This is a genomic window from Actinomyces sp. (genome assembly GCF_030524025.1).
Taxonomy (GTDB): domain Bacteria; phylum Actinomycetota; class Actinomycetes; order Actinomycetales; family Actinomycetaceae; genus Actinomyces.
Window position 1 is genome coordinate 83,822 of the sequence record NZ_JAUNHI010000006.1, and the last position, 20,199, is coordinate 104,020.

The 20,199-nt window shown below is 68.5% G+C and carries 15 protein-coding genes; 14 read left to right on the top strand and 1 reads right to left on the bottom strand.

What is annotated here, in order from left to right; all coding sequences use genetic code 11:
- Positions 1-2: 2 nt before the first annotated feature.
- From Q4C85_RS04290 to Q4C85_RS11750, 4 genes are all read left to right on the top strand, one after another.
- Positions 3-629 (top strand): response regulator transcription factor, encoded by a 627-nt coding sequence (locus Q4C85_RS04290; RefSeq protein ID WP_303139950.1) that lies wholly within the window; start codon positions 3-5, stop codon positions 627-629.
- A gap of 119 nt (positions 630-748) precedes the next feature.
- Positions 749-967 carry a hypothetical protein gene (locus Q4C85_RS04295; protein ID WP_303139952.1) on the top strand — a complete coding sequence of 73 codons (219 nt, stop codon included), beginning with the start codon at positions 749-751 and terminating at the stop codon, positions 965-967.
- A 476-nt stretch (positions 968-1,443) separates the two neighbouring features.
- Positions 1,444-2,703: an OmpA family protein gene (locus Q4C85_RS04300; protein ID WP_303139953.1), complete on the top strand. Its 1,260-nt coding sequence runs from the start codon at positions 1,444-1,446 to the stop codon at positions 2,701-2,703.
- Between the two features lie 76 nt (positions 2,704-2,779).
- Positions 2,780-3,454: a pilus assembly protein TadG-related protein gene (locus tag Q4C85_RS11750; RefSeq protein ID WP_368501410.1), complete on the top strand. Its 675-nt coding sequence runs from the start codon at positions 2,780-2,782 to the stop codon at positions 3,452-3,454.
- A gap of 14 nt (positions 3,455-3,468) precedes the next feature.
- On the opposite strand, the gene Q4C85_RS04305 is transcribed toward Q4C85_RS11750, so the two are convergent.
- Complete coding sequence (locus Q4C85_RS04305) at positions 3,469-4,221, bottom strand: A24 family peptidase (protein WP_303139955.1); 753 nt, start codon at positions 4,219-4,221, stop codon at positions 3,469-3,471.
- A 229-nt stretch (positions 4,222-4,450) separates the two neighbouring features.
- Between Q4C85_RS04305 and Q4C85_RS04310 the strand changes: the two genes are divergently transcribed.
- The 10 genes from Q4C85_RS04310 to Q4C85_RS04355 form a co-directional block, all read left to right on the top strand.
- Complete coding sequence (locus Q4C85_RS04310; protein WP_303139956.1) at positions 4,451-5,467, top strand: hypothetical protein; 1,017 nt, start codon at positions 4,451-4,453, stop codon at positions 5,465-5,467.
- A 311-nt stretch (positions 5,468-5,778) separates the two neighbouring features.
- Positions 5,779-6,300: a 50S ribosomal protein L10 gene (gene rplJ, locus Q4C85_RS04315; protein WP_303139959.1), complete on the top strand. Its 522-nt coding sequence runs from the start codon at positions 5,779-5,781 to the stop codon at positions 6,298-6,300.
- Positions 6,301-6,390: 90 nt separating this feature from the next.
- Positions 6,391-6,783 (top strand): 50S ribosomal protein L7/L12, encoded by a 393-nt coding sequence (gene rplL / locus Q4C85_RS04320; RefSeq protein ID WP_126382276.1) that lies wholly within the window; start codon positions 6,391-6,393, stop codon positions 6,781-6,783.
- 584 nt (positions 6,784-7,367) lie between these two features.
- Positions 7,368-10,889, top strand: coding sequence for a DNA-directed RNA polymerase subunit beta (rpoB, locus tag Q4C85_RS04325; RefSeq protein ID WP_303139963.1), 3,522 nt, complete (start codon positions 7,368-7,370; stop codon positions 10,887-10,889).
- A gap of 137 nt (positions 10,890-11,026) precedes the next feature.
- Entirely contained in the window at positions 11,027-14,986 is a 3,960-nt protein-coding gene (locus Q4C85_RS04330; protein WP_303139965.1) for a DNA-directed RNA polymerase subunit beta', read from the top strand.
- Between the two features lie 182 nt (positions 14,987-15,168).
- Positions 15,169-16,137, top strand: coding sequence for a hypothetical protein (locus Q4C85_RS04335; protein ID WP_303139967.1), 969 nt, complete (start codon positions 15,169-15,171; stop codon positions 16,135-16,137).
- Between the two features lie 470 nt (positions 16,138-16,607).
- The gene (gene rpsL / locus Q4C85_RS04340) at positions 16,608-16,982 is read left to right on the top strand and encodes a 30S ribosomal protein S12 (protein WP_126382266.1); all 375 of its coding nucleotides are present in this window, start codon (positions 16,608-16,610) and stop codon (positions 16,980-16,982) included.
- Positions 16,982-17,452, top strand: coding sequence for a 30S ribosomal protein S7 (gene rpsG / locus Q4C85_RS04345; protein ID WP_303139972.1), 471 nt, complete (start codon positions 16,982-16,984; stop codon positions 17,450-17,452). The genes rpsL and rpsG overlap by 1 nt, the downstream gene beginning before the upstream one ends.
- Before the next feature lie 96 nt (positions 17,453-17,548).
- Positions 17,549-19,684, top strand: a complete 2,136-nt coding sequence (gene fusA, locus Q4C85_RS04350) for an elongation factor G (protein WP_303139974.1) — start codon at positions 17,549-17,551, stop codon at positions 19,682-19,684.
- A 202-nt stretch (positions 19,685-19,886) separates the two neighbouring features.
- Positions 19,887-20,199, top strand: a 313-nt coding sequence (locus tag Q4C85_RS04355; protein WP_303139976.1) for a GTP-binding protein, incomplete at its 3' end; no start/stop codon positions are given.

Consider the following 20,199-nt stretch of genomic DNA (forward strand, 5'->3'; position numbering starts at 1 on the left):
TTATGAAGGTGTTGATTGTCGATGACAATGCGATCGTCTTGGCCGGTTTGAGGGCGGTTCTCGGGAGGGTCGGCAGTGTGACGAGTGTGATCGAGGCGTCGAATGCCTTCGAGGCGCTTGAGCGTGTCGCGGCAGATTGCCCGGACATCGTTTTGCTCGATGTCGCGATGCCGCCTGGGCGCTCCGGCGTCGACATTCTCCCCGAGATCGTTGAGCGGGCAGCGGTCATTATGCTGACCTCCAACCAGGACCCGGTGACGATCCGGCGGGCTCTGGACTGCGGGGCGCGCGGCTACCTCATCCACGGGCAACTGGGCATCCATGAGGTTTCCGGTGCGATTGAGACCTGCGTCAATGGCGGGTTGGTTCTCGGCAGGGAGGCCGCCGAGGTCATGCTGTCCGGTGGGTCGGAGACCCGAAGCAACCCGCTCAGACAACTGCTCTCCGAGAGGGAGGCGGAGGTCGTCGAGCTTGCCGCGCAGGGTCTGAGCAATGCGGAGATCGCCAGGAAGCTCTTCCTGTCCGAACGGACCGTCAAGAACAACCTCAACGCCGCATACCCCAAGATCGACGTCCACACGCGCGCCGAGGCGGTGGCAGCCTGGCTCAGGGCGTCAGGGGGGCGGTAGAGGGGGCGTTGGCCCCTTCGCGAGGGGCGCTCAGCCCCGTAGTATCGGCTTCAGCGAGGAGGTCGAACGACGATCCTCGGGTTGCCGCCATATGGCACTTTTCTTTGGAGGAGGATCTCATGAGCAACTCTCTGCTTCGTGTCCAGGTTCGCATGCAGCAGGCATGGTACTCGTTCCGCGAGAACGAGCGCGGTCAGGCAATGGTCGAGTATGTTGGCATCGCCTTTATCGTTCTCGCCCTCGTCGGCGTCGTGATCGGGGCGATGTCTTCGCAGGGCAAGGACATCGCCAGTACGATCGCGGATAAGGTCAAGGAGGCCATCGACGGTGTCGGCTAGGATTAGTTAACACTTGCCCTACCCGCGACTGAGCCGCGTGCTGGGTGCGCCCGCTCCATGTTGGTGCGGGCGCACCCAGTTGCTCTGTCTGTTATACACTAATCCCATATTCATCCTGACCCTGAGGAGTTGTGATGCGTCGTCGTTCGTTGCTTGCTCTGTCGTGTGCTGGTGTGCTGGGTGTGCCGGTGGTGGTGGCTTGTTCCGGTGATAGCGGGTCGGGGGAGGCGGGCTCGACGGGGTCGGCGGATGGGTCGGCCGGGGCTTCTGCGGGGGTCTCGGGGTCGGCTGCTGGTGGTGGTCAGGGCTGGCAGTCGCGGCAGGTCATGGTGCTGGGGCACTCGTTGACGGTTGATGTCGGGCCCGTGGTGGTGATGGATGAGTCGACCAGCTTGCTGCCGGTGCGGATCACGCGCGCGGCCGATGACCCGGTCGCCGGGGAGTTCAGTCTTTTCTCTGTGTGGAATGGTGTGAGTATGCAGCCGTCTCCTGGGGGTGTGCGTCTGGTGGATCCCGTGGGCGGGCAGGTGTGGGTCTCGACGGCGCAGTCCTTGGTGGACTGGGAGCTGGCGCCGGGGGCCTCGGAGCTTGGTGGTGTGCCCTTCGGTGCGGTGGGGGTCGAGGCGGTCACGGTCATGCTGCCGCAGGCGGGTTTCGTTGAGGTCCAGGTCCAGGCGCGCCAGGAGGCGGAGGGCTCCCTGGGCGAGGGTGTGGACCTTGACGCCCTGCTCGAGGCGGTGGGTCATGACCCCGAGCTGGCCGAGCCGGTGGCGCTGGAGCGTTTCACCACGGCTTTGGACCAGTCCTCCGACACCTTGCGGACCGAGGAGTCGGTGACGGTCAATGTCGCCGGGGACGTGACCTTCGACTCCGACTCGGCGGCCCTGAGCGCGCAGGCCGACGCGGTCCTGGAGTCGGTGGCCGTCCAGGTCGAGTCCTTTCCCGACGGGGGCAGCCTGACGATCACCGGTCACACCGATGATGTGGCCGAGGATGCCTACAACCAGACCCTGTCCGAGCAGCGGGCCCAGGCGGTGGCCGACAGGCTGGGGTCCTTGACGGACCTGTCGGCCTGGCAGGTCAGCGTGTCGGGCAAGGGCGAGACCCAGCCGCGGGTGGCCGACACCAGTGAGGAGGCGCGGGCCGCCAACCGGCGGGTCGAGGTGGTGGTCACCCCCACCGGCGGGGCGGGCGCCCAGGGCTCGTCCAGCGGCTCGGGCGAGCTGCCCGAGCCCCAGGGCCCGGTGGCCACCGGGGCCCAGGGGGTCACCGTGGACTGGCCAGACGGTGATGGCGGCCAGGTCATCATTCGCCTGCCACAGGTGGTGCGCCGCGGCGGGTACCTGTTCGGCGAGGTCGAGGTCACCGGCGGGACCGGCGGCAGCGTCCAGCTCCTGGGGGTGTGGTTCTCCCCGCCCGACGGTGCTGCCGGCAACCCCCGCCAGGAGGATGACACCTGGACCGAGTCCCTGCGGGTCACGGACGGGCTGACCCTGGCCGCCGACGGACAGCGCCTGTACGTGGCCGACTACATGTCGGCCGCCAAGGACGTCCACCTCAGCCTCACCGAGCTCGACAACAACGAGGAGCTCGCCGAGGGGATGACCACGACCCTGTGCGCCGTGTGGCCCGACACCGACCAGGACACCGTCACCCTCGACTTCGGCACCAGCGACGAGCCCGGCGCCACCAACCGCCCCTGGCGCCTGACCGACATCCCCGTCACCGAGGCCTAAGGAGATTGGTCTCATGCTGACAAGGAGGGGATGCGTGCGGCGACACGGAAACGCTGTCGCGTGGTGTCGGCGGCTCATGCGCAGGCGATTGGGCGCACGACGGGCGCTGAACGAGGCCGCGGACGAACAGGGCAGCATCCTGCCGTACACGGTGGCAGCAGCATTCGTCATCGTGCTCGTGGCCGTCGGCCTCATGACTGGTTTGGGCAGCGTCATCTTGGAGCGTCGGAACGCTAGCACGGCAGCCGACGCAGCCGCATTGGCCGCTGCGGAGGCGTGGGCGGAGTCGCTGGAGAGTGTTTACGACAGTGCCACGGGTGCTGGATCCGCCGCTGAGTTGTGGGATGGATTCGGCTCACCCATCGGACCCTTTGCCGGCCATATCGCGCGCCAGGAGGCAGTCAAGTATGCTGCGCTCAACGAAGCGACTGTCACGTCCTACAGGGTCAATGCAACCGCCGGCACAGTGACGGTCTCCGTACGATCTAATTCGCCCGTCACCGGCACCGATGAGTACATGACAGCTTCTGCCACGGCCGAGTTGGTTTTTGAAGAGGGTCTCTGTCTCAGGACAGGCCGCATCGGCCTGCGCATCAACGGCGCATGTCGTTTGTCGCCCCCCTCGTCCGGGCCATCCGACTCCGGGCCATCCGACACAGACCTCACAGATCCGGCCCCCGGTCCAACGCCCTTCCGACTCCCATCGGGTATGGAAGACATGGCCAGCATCGACACGCGTCTTCGCAGATAGTTGCGACCTTCGCGTCATACGATGGCAAGGGCCCAGGAGAGCCATGCACCGGCGACCAGATACGGGCCGAAAGCCATGCGGTCCTTTCGCCCAACACGACGCAATGCGATGAAAACAATTGCCGCAAGCCCACCGGCGAAGAAGCCCAGGAGAAGACCGGCAACCGGAACCCACAGCGCAAAACGCCCCAGCCATAGTCCGAGCACTGCCCACAACTTGACGTCACCGATGCCTAAACCTGATGGCAGCATCGCCGTGACAGTCAGCGCGGCCACCATGCTGATCGTGCACAGGATGGCGCGTAAGCCGGGCCATACGGCGGCCTCCAGTGACGCCCCAGTAGCCAGGTCAACAATGAGCAGCATCAGAGTCGCGCCGACGATCCAGGCACCCGCGCAGAGCAGAAGGATGTTCGGCAGGCGGTGGCACACGGCGTCAACGGTGCAGGCGACGCACAGCACGGCCATGAGAGGGACGGCGACCACAGTGGCGGCGGTTGCCTGGTTGATGACGCCCCATGTTGTGGTCAGACCGATAACAACGAGTGCCAGGCATGCTTGAGGCAACCGCTCGAGGAGCGCGGGGAAGCGGATCGAGGTTTCGTCCCCGTCTGTCATGTCCGGCAACATCCCAGCACTCGGCGCGTGGTCGATCCCGGCCTCGAGCCGCAACTCATTGACATAACGCCTGGCGACTGTGCTCAACGGCCCAACCACGAGCAACATGGAGGCGGCGGCGATCGCGATGAGGAGCAGGGTGGCGGCCATGGAGCATAGCCTCTCACATCGATCGACAACAGGCACGCCTGTTATTCGAGTTCTCTCAAGGAGACGTCCTTGCCTGCGAGGTGTCACTGGCGTGCTGACACAGGAGCCACGATGGGCTGCGTGCCCGTGTGGCTCGGGCCGATGTGGACCGTGGCGCTCCTGCTGCTGACAGGGTGTTCGTCGAAGCGTTAGAGTGCTGGCATCTCGTCTGACACTCCGGAGGTCCTCTATGAAACTCAGCCGCAGGCTCGTTATCGCCGGGAGTGCTGTGATGTCCGCGTTTCTCCTGCCGGGATGCAGCGCGGATGGCGCCGGCGACCCGGCCACAGGATCCCCGACCGTGCCCTCGGACTGGGCAACCGACGTCATGGAGCCCCTGACGATCAGGGTCCCTGCCGATCTCACCCCCTGGTCTCAAGCCAGCGGGTCCGCTTCGTTCTACTGGGACCGCGCGTGGTCGACGGCCCCGGAGGAGCTTGGCACGTCGACGGTTCTGCTGGCGCGCCTGTGGGGACCTGGGGCCGCCCAAGATGTCAGTGCCGCCCAGGCCGTACAGTCGTTGGCCAAGATCACCGGCGTCAGCCCTGCGACGGGCAAGGTCAATGAACTCGGCGACGGATCTCTGTGGCAGGAGTTGAGCGGATCGTCAGCCAAGGGGGCGGTGTGGGACCTGACGAACGGGATGAGCCGAGCGATCGCGGTGCTCTTCGGCCCCGAGGTGGATGATGCGCTGATCGCCTCGGTCGGTGCCGGGCTAGCCCTGGACGAGGAGGCGGAGATGCCGGCACTGGCTGCTGGCTGGCAGCGCCGACAGGCGAACGGCGTGTCTGTTGCGGTCGGTGCGTCATGGAACGATGTCGGGCAGCCCGAGATGGGCGGCGACGTCGGTGTCTGGCAGCGGGGGTGGACCCGCCGGGTCGACGAGGCAGGTCTGCCGGTCGGTGCAGTCATGGTCGGCGCTAACCTCGCCGGCGCCTCGGTGACGGAGGCGGCCTCCGCGGTCCTCGTGGCGCCTGGTGTCACCGCCTTGCGGGACACCGTCACGACGGCATTCGCGACCGAGAACATCGAGGAGGGGCAACGGGTCGATTTCACCTGGGGCAACGGTGCCTCACACGCAGGCTCACTGTGGGTGGCTCGCGGCGAAGAGACGATCGACGGGGTGATGTACCTCTACTGGTCGGGACCCGATGAGACCTTCGTCGCTGCTCGCGGGGTGATCGAGGCGTCCATCGCTGCCGTGTGACCCATGGCGGATGGATACCGCGGTAGGTGGGTCGGCGAACCGCAGGGCGGTGGAACCGCTGCTCGCGTGACCGATCGCACGACTCCGGCGGGCCCGAGCCGCTTGCCGTGACGCGGGGACCCCCGTGTATGGTGGCGCCTGCCAAAGACCGCAGGTCTCCCGCGCGAGCGGGACGAAGTCCGAGTCCTCTCGGAGGCCCGCGCAGGTGAGAGACGAGACCCCTCCGGGCTGCCCGGAGCGCGAGCCCCGTGCCCACCGGCGCGGGGCTCTTGTGATGCCGGGCCCTGTGGCAGACCACGGAAGGAGGGCCCATGGCACGGCCTGACAAGGAGGCAGCGGTTGCCGAGCTGGCGGACAAGCTCCGTCAGTCCGAGGCCGTCCTGCTCACCGAGTACCGCGGGATGAGCGTCGCCCAGCTCCAGGAGCTGCGGCGGGCGCTCGGCGGTCACGCCGAGTACACCGTGGTGAAGAACACGCTGGCGGCCATCGCCGCCCGGCAGGCGGGCCTGGAGGCCTTCGCCGACGAGCTGAAGGGCCCCTCGGCCCTGGCCTTCGTCTCGGGGGAGCCGGTCGAGGCCGCCAAAACGCTGCGTGACTTCGCCAAGGGCAACAAGCAGCTCGTCCTCAAGGGCGGTGTCATGGACGGCAACGTCATGGACGCCACCGAGGTCGACACGCTCGCCTCGCTCGAGTCCCGCGAGGTGCTGCTGGCCAAGGCTGCGGGCGCCATGAAGGCGTCCCTGTCCAAGGCGGCGTACCTCTTCGCCGCGCCCGCCTCCAAGGCGGTCCGCACTGTCGACGCCCTGCGTGACAAGCAGGAGACCGCGGCCTGAGAGCCGCGCGCGTCACTCACATCCACCACAGACCCTGTGCTGAGAAGCTGAGCAGTGCAGGACCCGTTTTCCCAGGAAGGAACGCCCATCATGGCGAAGCTGACCACCGACGAGCTCATTGAGGCCTTCAAGGAGCTCACCCTCATCGAGCTGTCCGAGTTCGTCAAGGCCTTCGAGGAGACCTTCGACGTCACCGCCGCCGCCCCGGCCGCCGTGGCCGTCGCCGCCGCCCCCGGCGCCGGCGCCGAGGCCGCTGACGCCGCCGAGGAGAAGGACGAGTTCGACGTCGTCCTCGAGGCCGCCGGCGACAAGAAGATCCAGGTCATCAAGGAGGTGCGCGCCCTGACCTCCCTCGGCCTCAAGGAGGCCAAGGAGGTCGTCGACTCCGCCCCCAAGGCCGTGCTCGAGGGCGTCAACAAGGAGACCGCCGAGAAGGCCAAGGCCCAGCTCGAGGGCGCCGGCGCCACCGTCACCCTCAAGTGAGGCACGCCCGGCGGCGGGCCCACGCGCCCTGAGCCGGCCGGATGTCGCCGGCGGGACCCCGTTCACCTTCAAGGTGGGCGGGGTCCCGCTGCGTCTGGGCCCGGGCGGCGAGGCGAGTCCGGGGCAGATGACGTGAGTCCCGGGCTGACGCACCGAGGACGAGCGTCGGGTGTTGCGTGGTACACCGGCCCTCCCACCTGCCGGCCTCGAGCCGGGGCGGTCCGACCGGTGCGCCGGCGCGAGCCGCTCCCTGGCCGCCCGCGACCGCCGACCCCGCCCCGTGGGCCTACTCACCCAGGCCAGATCGAGGACCGCCCCTCCGCCTCTCCGGCAGGAGGCCCCGGTCGCCCCGCGGGGCAGTATGCGTGACTGTGGCGAGAATCGCAAGGACTGCGACCCGCTCCCCGTAGATGGTCCAGGGGGGTGCGTGTACGCTAGCGCTTTGCGTCCATTGTGCGCACTGGCATCCGCAGCTGGCCCGCGGCGCCCGGTCGAGTAGGCCGGGCGATCGTTGGAATGGTAACCAAGGATCCGCACGCACCGTGAACGCAGAGTGGTCCCCGAGATGAGGGAAGGATCCCCCTTTGGCTGCCTCGCGCACCTCTGCACCCACCGCCGCTGACATCGCCGCGCGTACCGCGTCGCGTCGCATCAACTTTGCGAAGATCGCCGAGCCCATGCAGGCTCCCAGCCTTCTCGCCCTGCAGACCGAGAGCTTCGACTGGCTCGTCGGCAACGAGAGGTGGCGCGCCCGCGTGGCGGCCGCCAACGCCGAGCGGCCGGGCGCACTGCCCGAGACCTCGGGCCTGGAGGAGATCTTCGACGAGATCTCCCCGATCGAGGACTTCGGCGAGACGATGGCCCTGTCCTTCCACGACCACCGCTTCGAGGAGCCGAAGTACACGGCCGAGGAGTGCCAGGAGAAGGACCTGACCTACTCGGCGCCGCTGTACGTCGTGGCCGACTTCGAGAACTTCTCCACCGGGGAGATCAAGTCCCAGACCGTCTTCATGGGCGACTTCCCGCTCATGACGGACAAGGGCACCTTCATCGTCAACGGCTCCGAGCGCGTCGTCGTCTCCCAGCTCGTGCGTTCCCCGGGGGTCTACTTCGAGCGCGCCACCGAGAAGGCCACCGACAAGTACGTCTACAACGTCAAGTTCATCCCCTCGCGCGGGGCGTGGCTCGAGTTCGAGATCGACAAGAACGACCACGTGGCCGTGCGCGTCGACCGCAAGCGCAAGCAGGACATCACCGTCTTCCTCCTGGCCCTGGGCATGGAGGAGTCCGACATCCGCGAGGAGTTCCAGGACTACCCGGCCCTGACCTCGGTGCTCGACGAGGACCGCAAGGTCACCACTCAGGACGAGGCCCTGCTCGACATCTACAAGAAGATCCGCCCGGGCGAGCCCCCGAGCGTCGAGGCCGGCCGCACCCTGCTCGAGAACTTCTACTTCAACCCCAAGCGCTACGACCTGGCCAAGGTCGGCCGCTACAAGATCAACAAGAAGCTCGGCCTGGCCGCCGACCTCACCGAGTCGGTCCTGCGCATCGAGGACATCGTCGCCGCCATCAAGTACCTCCTGGCCCTGCACGCGGGCGCCAAGACGGTCGAGGGTGTGCGCGACGGCGAGATCGTCGACATCGCCATCGAGTTCGACGACATCGACCACCTGGGCAACCGGCGCATCCGCGCCGTGGGCGAGCTCATCCAGTCCCAGGTGCGCACCGGCATGAGCCGTATGGAGCGCCAGGTGCGCGAGCGCATGACGACCCAGGACGTCGAGGCGATCACGCCCAACACCCTCATCAACATCCGGCCCGTGACCGCGGCGATCAAGGAGTTCTTCGGAACCTCCCAGCTCAGTCAGTTCATGGACCAGAACAACCCCCTGGCGGGTCTGACCCACAAGCGGCGCCTGTCCGCCCTGGGCCCCGGCGGCCTGTCGCGCGAGCGCGCCTCCATGGAGGTTCGCGACGTCCACACCTCGCACTACGGGCGGATGTGTCCCATTGAGTCCCCCGAGGGCCCCAACATCGGCCTCATCGGCTCGCTGGCGACCTTTGGGCGCATCAACCCCTTCGGCTTCATCGAGACCCCCTACCGGGTGGTCGTCGACGGCCGGGTCACCGACGAGACCCACTACCTGACAGCCGACGACGAGGACCGTCACGTCATCGCCCAGGCCAACGTCGAGCTGACCGAGGACGGCCGCTTCGCCGAGGACCACGTCCTGTGCCGGGTCACCGGGGGCGAGCCGGCCCTCGTGCCGGCCTCCCAGGTCGACCTCATGGACGTCTCCCCGCGCCAGATGGTGTCGGTGGGCACCTCGCTCATCCCCTTCCTCGAGCACGACGACGCCAACCGCGCCCTCATGGGCGCCAACATGCAGCGCCAGGCCGTCCCGCTCATCCGTCCCGACGCCCCTCTTGTGGGCACGGGCATGGAGCGACGCACCGCCGTCGACGCCGGCGACGTCCTCATCGCGGCCAAGGGCGGTGTCGTCACCGAGGTCTGCGCCGACTTCGTGCGCGTGGCCAATGACGACGGCACCGAGACGGTCTACAAGGCCGCGAAGTTCCGCCGCTCCAACCAGGGCAACTGCTACAACCAGCGGGTGGTGGCCTCCGAGGGAGACCGGGTCGAGATCGGCTCGGTCCTGGCCGACGGGCCGGCCACGAGCGAGGGCGACCTCGCCCTGGGCCAGAACCTGCTCGTGGCCTTCATGACCTGGGAGGGCCTCAACTACGAGGACGCGATCATCGTGTCCCAGCGGGTCGTGGCCGAGGACATGCTTACCTCGATCCACATCGAGGAGCACGAGGTCGACGCCCGGGACACCAAGCTCGGCGCTGAGGAGATCACCCGCGACATCCCCAACGTGAGCGAGGAGACGCTGGCCAACCTCGATGAGCGCGGCATCATCCGCATCGGAGCCGAGGTCCGCAGCGGTGACATCCTCGTGGGCAAGGTGACCCCCAAGGGGGAGACCGAGCTGACCAGCGAGGAGCGGCTCCTGCGCGCCATCTTCGGGGAGAAGGCCCGCGAGGTCCGCGACACCTCCCTGCGCGTGCCCCACGGCGAGTACGGCATCGTCACCGGCGTGCGCGAGTTCGACGCCTCCACCGAGGACGCCGAGCTGCCCGCGGGCGTCAACCGGATGGTGCGGGTCTACATCGCTCAGCGCCGCAAGATCACCGTCGGCGACAAGCTCTCCGGCCGCCACGGCAACAAGGGCGTCATCTCCAAGATCAACCCGGTCGAGGACATGCCCTTCCTGGCCGACGGCACCCCGGTCGACGTCATCCTCAACCCGCTGGGCGTGCCCAGCCGGATGAACGTCGGACAGGTCCTCGAGCTCCACCTGGGCTGGGTCGCCTCCCGGGGCTGGGACGCCACCGCTGCCCGCGAGGCCGGCCAGGAGTGGGCCCTGCGCCTGCCCGACAACGGTGTGCGCGCCGAGCCGCGCACGCCCGTGGCCACCCCGGTCTTCGACGGCGTGCGCGACGACGAGCTGATGGGTCTGCTCGACTCGACCCTGCCCGACCCCGACGGCGCCCTGCTCGTGGAGCCCAACGGCAAGGCCCGGCTCTTCGACGGGCGCTCCGGCGAGCCCTTCCCGTACCCGATCTCGGTGGGCTACATGTACATCCTCAAGCTCCACCACCTTGTGGACGACAAGATCCACGCCCGCTCGACGGGGCCGTACTCGATGATCACCCAGCAGCCGCTGGGCGGTAAGGCCCAGTTCGGCGGCCAGCGCTTCGGCGAGATGGAGGTCTGGGCGATGGAGGCGTACGGCGCCGCCCACGCCCTCCAGGAGCTGCTGACCGTCAAGTCCGACGATGTCAACGGCCGGGTCAAGGTCTACGAGGCGATCGTCAAGGGCGAGGACATCCCCGAGCCGGGCATCCCCGAGTCCTTCAAGGTGCTCATGAAGGAGATGCAGTCCCTGTGCCTGAACGTCGAGGCCCTTGACGCCGAGGGCAATGTCATCGGCCTGGACGACACCGACGACGACACGCGTCGCGCGGCCGACGAGCTCGGTTTCGACCTGGGCCGGCGCCCCGGCGGGGCCACCGTCTCCGCCGTCGACGAGATCTGACGCCACACGGGCCCCGGTCGAGGGGCGGCCCCGCCGCCCCTCCCGGGACGCCCACCGGGCCCCGTGCCGTCGTGGAACCACGGCACGGACGCCCCCCGCAACACACCTGATGACAGTGACCATCGGAAGTAGGAACTGTGCTCGACGCCAACGTCTTCGACAGGATCCAGCTCGGCCTTGCCACCGCCGAGGACATCAAGTCCTGGTCTCACGGCGAGGTCAAGAAGCCCGAGACCATCAACTACCGCACCCTCAAGCCGGAGAAGGACGGCCTGTTCTGCGAGAAGATCTTCGGCCCCACCCGTGACTGGGAGTGCGCCTGCGGCAAGTACAAGCGGGTGCGGTACAAGGGCATCGTCTGCGAGCGCTGCGGCGTGGAGGTCACGCGCTCCAAGGTGCGCCGTGAGCGCATGGCGCACATCAAGCTGGCCGCCCCCGTCACCCACATCTGGTACTTCAAGGGCGTGCCCTCGCGCCTGGGCTACCTGCTCAACCTGGCCCCCAAGGACCTCGAGAAGGTCATCTACTTCGCCGCCTACATGGTCACCGAGGTCGATGAGGAGGGCCGTCACGACGACCTGCCCAGCCTGCGCAACGAGCTCGAGGTCAAGAAGAAGCACGTCGAGGAGGCCGGGCTGGCCGATGTCGAGGCCCGCCAGCAGCGCCTCGAGGCCGACCTGGCTCAGCTCGACGCCGAGGGGGCCGAGGCCTCCCAGCGCGAGAAGCTGCGCAAGGTCGCCGAGCGGGAGATGACCGCTCTGCGCCGCAAGACCGCCCGCACCCTGGAGCACATGGACAAGGTCTGGGACCGCTTCGTGTCCCTCAAGGTCGGCGACCTCGAGGGTGACGAGGTCCTCTACCGCGACATGGTGGCCGACTACGGCATCTACTTCAAGGGCGCCATGGGCGCCGAGGCCATCCAGGCGCGCCTGCGCAACTTCGACCTCGAGGCCGAGGCGGCTGCCCTGGCCGAGGTCGTGGCCAACGGCACCGGCCAGCGCAAGACCCGCGCCATCAAGCGTCTCAAGGTCATCAACGCCTTCCGGGTCACCGGCACCGCCCCGGAGTCGATGGTGCTCGACTCCATCCCGGTCATCCCGCCGGACCTGCGTCCCATGGTCCAGCTCGACGGCGGCCGCTTCGCGACCTCCGACCTCAACGACCTGTACCGCCGGGTCATCAACCGCAACAACCGCCTCAAGCGGCTCATGGACCTGGGCGCCCCGACGATCATCGTCAACAACGAGAAGCGGATGCTCCAGGACGCCGTCGACGCCCTGTTCGACAACGGCCGCCGTGGCCGCCCGGTCACCGGCGTGGGCAACCGCCCGCTCAAGTCCCTGTCCGACATGCTCAAGGGCAAGCAGGGCCGCTTCCGCCAGAACCTCCTGGGCAAGCGCGTGGACTACTCGGGCCGGTCGGTCATCGTCGTGGGGCCCCAGCTCGCCCTCCACCAGTGCGGCCTGCCCAGCCAGATGGCCCTCGAGCTGTTCAAGCCCTTCGTCATGAAGCGCCTCGTCGAGCTCAAGGAGGCCCAGAACGTCAAGGCCGCCAAGCGCATGGTCGAGCGGGCCAACCCCAAGGTCTGGGACGTGCTCGCCGAGGTGATCCGCGAGCACCCGGTCCTGCTCAACCGCGCCCCGACCCTCCACCGCCTGGGCATCCAGGCCTTCGAGCCCCAGCTCATCGAGGGCAAGGCGATCCAGCTCCACCCGCTGGTGTGCGGCGCCTTCAACGCCGACTTCGACGGCGACCAGATGGCCGTCCACCTGCCGCTGGGCGCCGAGGCGCAGGCCGAGGCCCGCATCCTCATGCTCTCGAGCAACAACATCCTCAAGCCCTCCGACGGCCGCCCGGTCACCATGCCCAGCCAGGACATGATCATCGGGACCTACTACCTCACCCAGGGGCCGGACCCGGACGTGGCCGTCGAGCTCGACTCCGCCGGCGAGCCGGTCGTGCCCTCCTTCTCCTCCTTCGCCGAGGCGGTCATGGCCTACGACTTCGGCAAGCTCGATGTCAACGCCACCGCCGACATCCGCTTCGAGGAGGGCATCACCGCCCCGACCGACTGGCGGGCACCCGAGGGCTGGTCCGAGGGCGACCCGATCACCCTGCGGACCTCGCTGGGCCGGGCGCTGTTCAACACGGCCCTGCCCGAGGCCTTCCCGTACATCAATTACACGGTGGACAAGAAGGCGCTGGGCAACATCATCAACACCCTGGCCGAGTCCTTCCCCCGTGTCGAGGTCGCGGCCTCCCTCGACGCCCTCAAGGCCAACGGCTTCCACTGGTCGACCTGGTCGGGCATCACGGTCGCCTTCGCCGACGTCGTCTCCCCGGAGGCCAAGGCCGAGATCCTGGCCCGCTACGAGGGTGAGGCCGCCGAGATCGAGGAGCAGTTCGAGGTCGGTGCGCTGACCGAGGAGGACCGCTACCAGTCGCTCATCGACATCTGGACCAAGGCCACCGCCGAGGTCTCTGAGGCGATGCGCGCCAACTTCCCCGAGCGCAACACCGTCTACCAGATGGTGGCCTCCGGTGGACGTGGCAACTGGGACCAGATCCGTCAGCTAGCCGGCATGCGCGGGCTCGTGGCCGACCCCAAGCAGCGGCTCATCGAGCGGCCCATCAAGTCGAACTACCGCGAGGGCCTGAGCGTCCTGGAGTACTTCATCGCCACGCATGGTGCCCGCAAGGGCCTGGCGGACACGGCGCTGCGCACCGCCGACTCGGGATACCTCACCCGCCGGCTGGTCGACGTCTCCCAGGACGTCATCGTCCGCGAGGACGACTGCGGCACCCGCAAGGGCCTGACCAAGCGCCTGTTCACCTGGCGCGAGGTCGACGGCGAGCGGATTAAGGAGGTCTCCGACATCCTCGAGACCACCGTCTTCGGCACGACCGCCGCCCGTGACGTCCGGGGGCCCGACGGCGAGGTCGTCATCGCCGCGGGCACCGACCTCGGCGACACCGTCATCGCCCGGGCCATCGAGGCCGGCGTCGAGGAGGTCGTGTGCCGCTCGGTGCTGACCTGCGACTCGGCCGTGGGCACCTGCGCCGCCTGCTACGGCCGCTCCCTGGCCACCGGCAAGCGCGTCGACATCGGCGAGGCCGTGGGCATCATCGCGGCCCAGTCCATCGGCGAGCCCGGCACCCAGCTGACGATGCGCACCTTCCACACCGGTGGTGCGGCCGGCGCCGCCGACATCACCCAGGGTCTTCCCCGCGTCCAGGAGCTCTTCGAGGCCCGCACCCCCAAGGGCGAGGCCGCCGTGGCCGAGGGCGCAGGCACCCTGCGGATCGAGGACGACGCCGACGGCAAGCGCCTGGTCATCACCCGCGACGACGGCGAGGAGGACCTCATCGTCCCGGTCTCGCGCCGCCAGCGCCTGCTCGTGCTCGACGGCGACCACGTCGAGCCCGGCGACGCCCTGACCGAGGGCCCCGTCGACCCCAAGAAGGTCCTGCGCCTGCGCAGCGTCAACGCCACCCAGCGCCACCTCGTCGACGAGGTCCAGGAGGTCTATCGCTCCCAGGGCGTGGACATCCACGCCAAGCACATCGAGGTCATCGTGCGCCAGATGCTGCGCCGCGTGACCGTGCTGGACCCCGGCGACACGACCCTCCTCCAGGGCGACCTGGTCGACGTGACCCTCTACCGCGAGGAGAACCGCCGGGTCATGGCCGAGGGCGGCAAGACGGCCTCCGGGCGCACCGAGCTGATGGGGATCACCAAGGCCTCGCTGGCCACCGACTCCTGGCTGAGCGCGGCCTCCTTCCAGGAGACCACCCGCGTGCTCACTGAGGCCGCCATGAACGGCAAGTCCGACCCGCTGCTGGGCCTCAAGGAGAACGTCATCCTGGGCAAGCTCATCCCCGCCGGCACCGGCCTGGCCCGGTACTCCGACGTCGAGGTCGAGCCGACCGAGGAGGTCAAGGCCGAGGTCTTCTCCCGCACGGGATACACCGGCGACGTGTTCGCCGTGGGCGACTCGGTGCCCCTGGACGACTACTCCTTCGGGGCGGACTTCCGCGCGGACTTCTCCGACGACTTCCGCACGGACTTCTCCGGATCCGTGGACTTCCTGTTCTGAGCGGTTTGTGCGCCGGTTGTGAGCCGGTTCTGAGCCCGGGGTGCGCCCCGGGGCGGACAGCGCGCGATGGGCCTGGGCAGTCACCACCGGTGACTGCCCAGGCCCGTTGAGTACGATCGAGCTGCGCCGGGCCGGCCGCTCCGGCCGTGCGCACCGCGTCACCGTTCAAGGAGAGCCGAGCAGTGTCCTCACCCGCAGACTACGAACACCGGGGCTTCTCCAGCGCCCCACCCGAGCCGCCCACGCAGCGCGTGTCCATCATGGGCGGGGCGAGGCAGGCATCGACGCCCCAGGAGGCGTCCACTCAGGCCCTGCCTCAGGGGTGGGCGGAGGGCCCGCAGGCCGAGCAGTGGGCCACCCAGGCCCTGCCTCAGGGCTGGGCCGAGGACCCGCAGGCCGAGCAGTGGAGCCAGCCGGCCACCGACGTTCTGCCAACCTCCGTGCCGCCTCCCGCCGCCGTGCCGCGAACCTCCGTGCTGCCCACCACCCGCACGCCCCACGCCGCCGGGCCGCAGACCTCAGTCCTGCCCGCCGGCGGGGCGGGGGACTGGGCCACGAGCGGTCCCGGTCCGGCGGTCCCCGGTCGCGATGTCCCGGTGCCTCCGGTGTCCCCGGCGCCGCAGGCGCGTCCCGAGCCCGCCCCCCGCCCGCGCCGCCCACGGGCACCCAAGCGGCGCTCGGCGGCCCTGCCGATCGGCACACTGCTGCTCATCGCCGCCGTCGTCCTGCTCGCCTGGGGGGTGTACACCCTGCTCGTGTCCATCGACGTCCTCGACATCGTGCTCAACGGGGCGCAAACGGTCGACCTCGTGGCGGCCGGGGCGATGGCCGCCGGAGCGGTGCTCGCCTTCCTGGCCTTCATCGCCGCCATCGCCGCCGTCGTGCGCTCCCGGCCCAGGTTCGCCGCCGGCCTGCTGCTCCTGGGCACCATCATCCTGCCGACGGCGGCCGTCCTGGGCGCGGGCTACTACGGTGGAACCATCCTCAAGGACCGGACCCTGGCCGAGGCCGACCAGTACACCGGCCAGATCGACGCCGCCCAGGTCCAGCAGGTCGAGGACGTCCTCGACCAGGTCGAGGCCACCGGCGTCCAGGTGCCCTGGCGCGACGAGCTCCTCGAAATCCTCGGCACCGTCAGCTCGGGCCAGTAGGGCCCGGGCCCACCTTCTCGCCGAGATCGGGACTTATGACACCTCGAGATCGGTAGATTCGGTATATATGGCACGGCGGGGCGGTCTCCCTCCGACACGGTGGAGGGCCGCGGCACATTCGGCGGCACACTCGGTGGCGCACTCGGCGTGGTGAGTGCCACCCCCAGGGGTGGGCTCCGTCCCTGGCGGTGCCGCGTGCCCGGATGTAGTCTGGTCTGCGGTGCCCGTAGACGGGTCGCCGTTCTCCATCTCCGTTCCCAGCGAGCCGGACGCAGGTCCGGGCGTGACGCGGGTCTGCCGCGGCGGGAACCGACGGGCCCCTCCACGGGGCTCCGGGCGCAGCGCCCCGGCTCGGCCGGCGGCGGGCGGGCCGGCCCTCATCCGTGGCGGAGCGCGCCGTCGCGACGGAGGGACGGCACCGGCCCGCGGGCAGCGAACCACTAGACGCACGTCACAATGGAGAACCAGTAGTGCCCACGATTCAGCAGCTCGTCCGCAAGGGCCGCTCCTCGAAGCGCACGTCGTCCAAGACGCCGGCGCTTCGGACCAGCCCACAGCGTCGTGGTGTGTGCACCCGCGTGTACACCACGACCCCCAAGAAGCCGAACTCCGCCCTGCGCAAGGTCGCCCGTGTGCGCCTGTCCACCGGCATCGAGGTCACGGCCTACATCCCCGGTGAGGGCCACAACCTCCAGGAGCACTCCATCGTGCTCGTTCGCGGCGGCCGCGTGCGGGACCTTCCCGGTGTCCGCTACCACATCGTCCGCGGCGCCCTCGACACCCAGGGTGTCAAGGGCCGCCAGCAGGCGCGTTCGAAGTACGGCGCCAAGAAGGAGAAGAAGTAATGCCCCGTAAGGGTCCCGCTCCCAAGCGCCCCCTCGTCGTCGACCCCGTCTACGGGTCCCCGGTGGTCACCCAGCTCGTCAACCGCGTCCTGCTCGACGGCAAGAAGTCGACTGCCGAGCGCATCGTCTACGGCGCCCTCGAGGGCGTGCGGGCCAAGACCGACCAGGACCCGGTGGCCGTCCTCAAGCGTGCCCTGGACAACATCCGCCCGGCCCTGGAGGTCCGCTCCCGCCGTGTCGGTGGTGCCACCTACCAGGTTCCCGTCGAGGTCCGCCCCAACCGCGCCACGACGCTGGCCCTGCGCTGGCTCGTCGACTTCTCCCGCCAGCGCCGGGAGAACACGATGACCGAGCGCCTCATGAACGAGATCCTCGACGCCTCCAACGGTCTGGGCGCCGCCGTCAAGCGTCGCGAGGACATGCACCGGATGGCCGAGTCGAACAAGGCCTTCGCCCACTACCGCTGGTGATCGGCGGCACGTCGGCCGGGACCGCCCCGGCGGCCCCGGCCGACGTCCCCGCGCCCGCCTGACCTCCCCCACCACACGACACGAAGGACTTCACTAGTGGCACTCGACGTGCTGACCGACCTGACCAAGGTCCGCAACATCGGCATCATGGCCCACATCGACGCCGGCAAGACCACCGTGACCGAGCGCATCCTGTTCTACACGGGCATCAACTACAAGCTCGGCGAGACCCACGACGGCGCCTCGACGATGGACTGGATGGTCCAGGAGCAGGAGCGCGGGATCACCATCACCTCCGCCGCGACGACGTGCTTCTGGAAGAACAACCAGATCAACATCATCGACACCCCCGGCCACGTCGACTTCACCGTCGAGGTCGAGCGCTCCCTGCGCGTCCTCGACGGCGCGGTCGCCGTCTTCGACGGCAAGGAGGGCGTCGAGCCCCAGTCCGAGACGGTGTGGCGCCAGGCCGACAAGTACAACGTTCCGCGCGTGTGCTACATCAACAAGATGGACAAGCTCGGAGCCAACTTCGACTTCTCGGTCCAGACGATCCGCGACCGCCTTCACGCCACGCCCCTGGTCATCAACTTCCCGATCGGCGCCGAGAACGAGTTCTCGGGCCTGGTCGACGTCATCGAGATGCGCGCCATCCGCTTCCCCGAGAAGGACGCCGACGGCAACGACACCCGTGGCTCGATCGTGGAGTACGAGGAGATCCCCGCCGAGCTCGTGGCCCGTGCCGAGGAGCTGCGCGCCGAGCTCGTCGAGGCCGTCGCCGAGACCGACGACGCCCTCATGGAGAAGTACCTCGAGGGCGAGGAGCTGAGCGTTGCCGAGATCAAGGCCGGCATCCGCAAGCTGACCGTGGCCGGCGAGGCCTTCCCGGTCCTGGCGGGATCGGCCTTCAAGAACAAGGGCATCCAGCCCGTCCTGGACGCCGTGCTCGACTACCTGCCCTCGCCCCTGGACGTCACCGACGTCGAGGGACACGTCCCGGGCAACGAGGACGAGGTCCTCACCCGCAAGGCCGACGAGAACGAGCCCTTCTCGGCCCTGGCCTTCAAGGTCGCCACCCACCCCTTCTACGGCAAGCTCGTCTACGTGCGGGTCTACTCCGGCAAGGTCGCTCAGGGCGAGGTCGTCGCCAATGCGACGAAGGGCAAGAAGGAGCGCATCGGCAAGCTCTTCCAGATGCACTCCAACAAGGAGAACCCGGTGGACGTGGCCCACGCCGGCCACATCTACGCCTTCATCGGCCTCAAGGACGTCACCACCGGTGACACCCTGTGCGCCCAGGGCGCCCCGATCATCCTGGAGTCGATGACCTTCCCCGACCCGGTCATCCACGTGGCCATCGAGCCCAAGACGAAGGGCGACCAGGAGAAGCTGGGCACCGCGATCCAGAAGCTCTCCGAGGAGGATCCGACCTTCACGGTGCGCCTGGACGAGGAGACCGGCCAGACGGTCATCGGCGGGATGGGCGAGCTGCACCTCGACGTCTTCGTCGACCGCATGCGCCGGGAGTTCAAGGTTGAGGCCAATGTCGGCAACCCGATGGTTGCCTACCGGGAGACCATCCGCAAGAAGGTCGACAAGGTCGAGTACACCCACAAGAAGCAGACCGGTGGATCGGGCCAGTTCGCCAAGGTCCTCATGTCCTTCGAGCCCCTCGACGAGACCGAGGCAGCCGAGGGCGAGGCGAAGTCGCACTACGAGTTCGTCAACTCCGTGACCGGTGGCCGCGTGCCGCGCGAGTACATCCCCAGCGTGGACGCCGGTGTCCAGGACGCCATGCTCACCGGTGTTCTGGCCGGCTACCCGGTGGTCGATGTCAAGGCCACACTCATCGACGGCGGCTACCACGAGGTCGACTCCTCCGAGATGGCCTTCAAGATCGCCGGCTCGATGGCCTTCAAGGAGGGTGCCAAGAAGGCCTCCCCGGTTCTCCTCGAGCCGGTCATGGCCGTCGAGGTGCGCACCCCCGAGGAGTACATGGGCGACGTCATCGGCGACATCAACTCCCGCCGGGGGATGATCCAGTCGATGGAGGACGCCGTGGGCGTCAAGGTCATCAAGGCCGCCGTCCCGCTGTCCGAGATGTTCGGCTATGTCGGCGACCTGCGCTCCAAGACCCAGGGCCGCGCGGTGTACTCGATGACCTTCGACTCTTACGCCGAGGTGCCCAAGAACGTGGCCGACGAGATCATCGCCAAGGCCAAGGGCGAGTGACCCCGTCGGGCGAACCCGCCGGTGCCCGGGGAGTGGAACGATCTGTTCCGCTCCCCGGGACGCCCGGGGGCCACTGGTCCCCGGGCCCCGTTCCAGTTAGATTTCCAACAACCCATCAGTAGAGACTCTCTGCGCCGGGACGGCTAGCATGTGCTAGTCGATTCACGACGAAGAGCACTACCCGAGTCCCAGGAGGGCACAAGTGGCCAAGGCCAAGTTCGAGCGGACCAAGCCGCACGTCAACATCGGAACGATCGGTCACGTCGACCACGGCAAGACGACGCTGACCGCCGCGATCTCCAAGGTCCTGCACGACGAGTACCCGGACCTCAACCCCTTCACCCCCTTCGACGAGATCGACAAGGCTCCCGAGGAGCGCCAGCGCGGCATCACGATCAACATCGCGCACGTCGAGTACCAGACCGACAAGCGCCACTACGCCCACGTCGACGCCCCCGGTCACGCCGACTACATCAAGAACATGATCACCGGTGCCGCCCAGATGGACGGCGCGA

Excerpts from the sequence above, each read along its gene's own strand:
- Q4C85_RS04290 (WP_303139950.1), top strand. The coding sequence starts at position 3 with ATGAAGGTGTTGATTGTCGATGACAATGCGATCGTCTTGGCCGGTTTG.
- Q4C85_RS04295 (WP_303139952.1), top strand. The coding sequence starts at position 749 with ATGAGCAACTCTCTGCTTCGTGTCCAGGTTCGCATGCAGCAGGCATGG.
- Q4C85_RS04300 (WP_303139953.1), top strand. The coding sequence starts at position 1,444 with ATGCAGCCGTCTCCTGGGGGTGTGCGTCTGGTGGATCCCGTGGGCGGG.
- Q4C85_RS11750 (WP_368501410.1), top strand. The coding sequence starts at position 2,780 with ATGCGCAGGCGATTGGGCGCACGACGGGCGCTGAACGAGGCCGCGGAC.
- Q4C85_RS04305 (WP_303139955.1), bottom strand. The coding sequence starts at position 4,221 with ATGGCCGCCACCCTGCTCCTCATCGCGATCGCCGCCGCCTCCATGTTG.
- Q4C85_RS04310 (WP_303139956.1), top strand. The coding sequence starts at position 4,451 with ATGAAACTCAGCCGCAGGCTCGTTATCGCCGGGAGTGCTGTGATGTCC.
- rplJ (WP_303139959.1), top strand. The coding sequence starts at position 5,779 with ATGGCACGGCCTGACAAGGAGGCAGCGGTTGCCGAGCTGGCGGACAAG.
- rplL (WP_126382276.1), top strand. The coding sequence starts at position 6,391 with ATGGCGAAGCTGACCACCGACGAGCTCATTGAGGCCTTCAAGGAGCTC.
- rpsG (WP_303139972.1), top strand. The coding sequence starts at position 16,982 with ATGCCCCGTAAGGGTCCCGCTCCCAAGCGCCCCCTCGTCGTCGACCCC.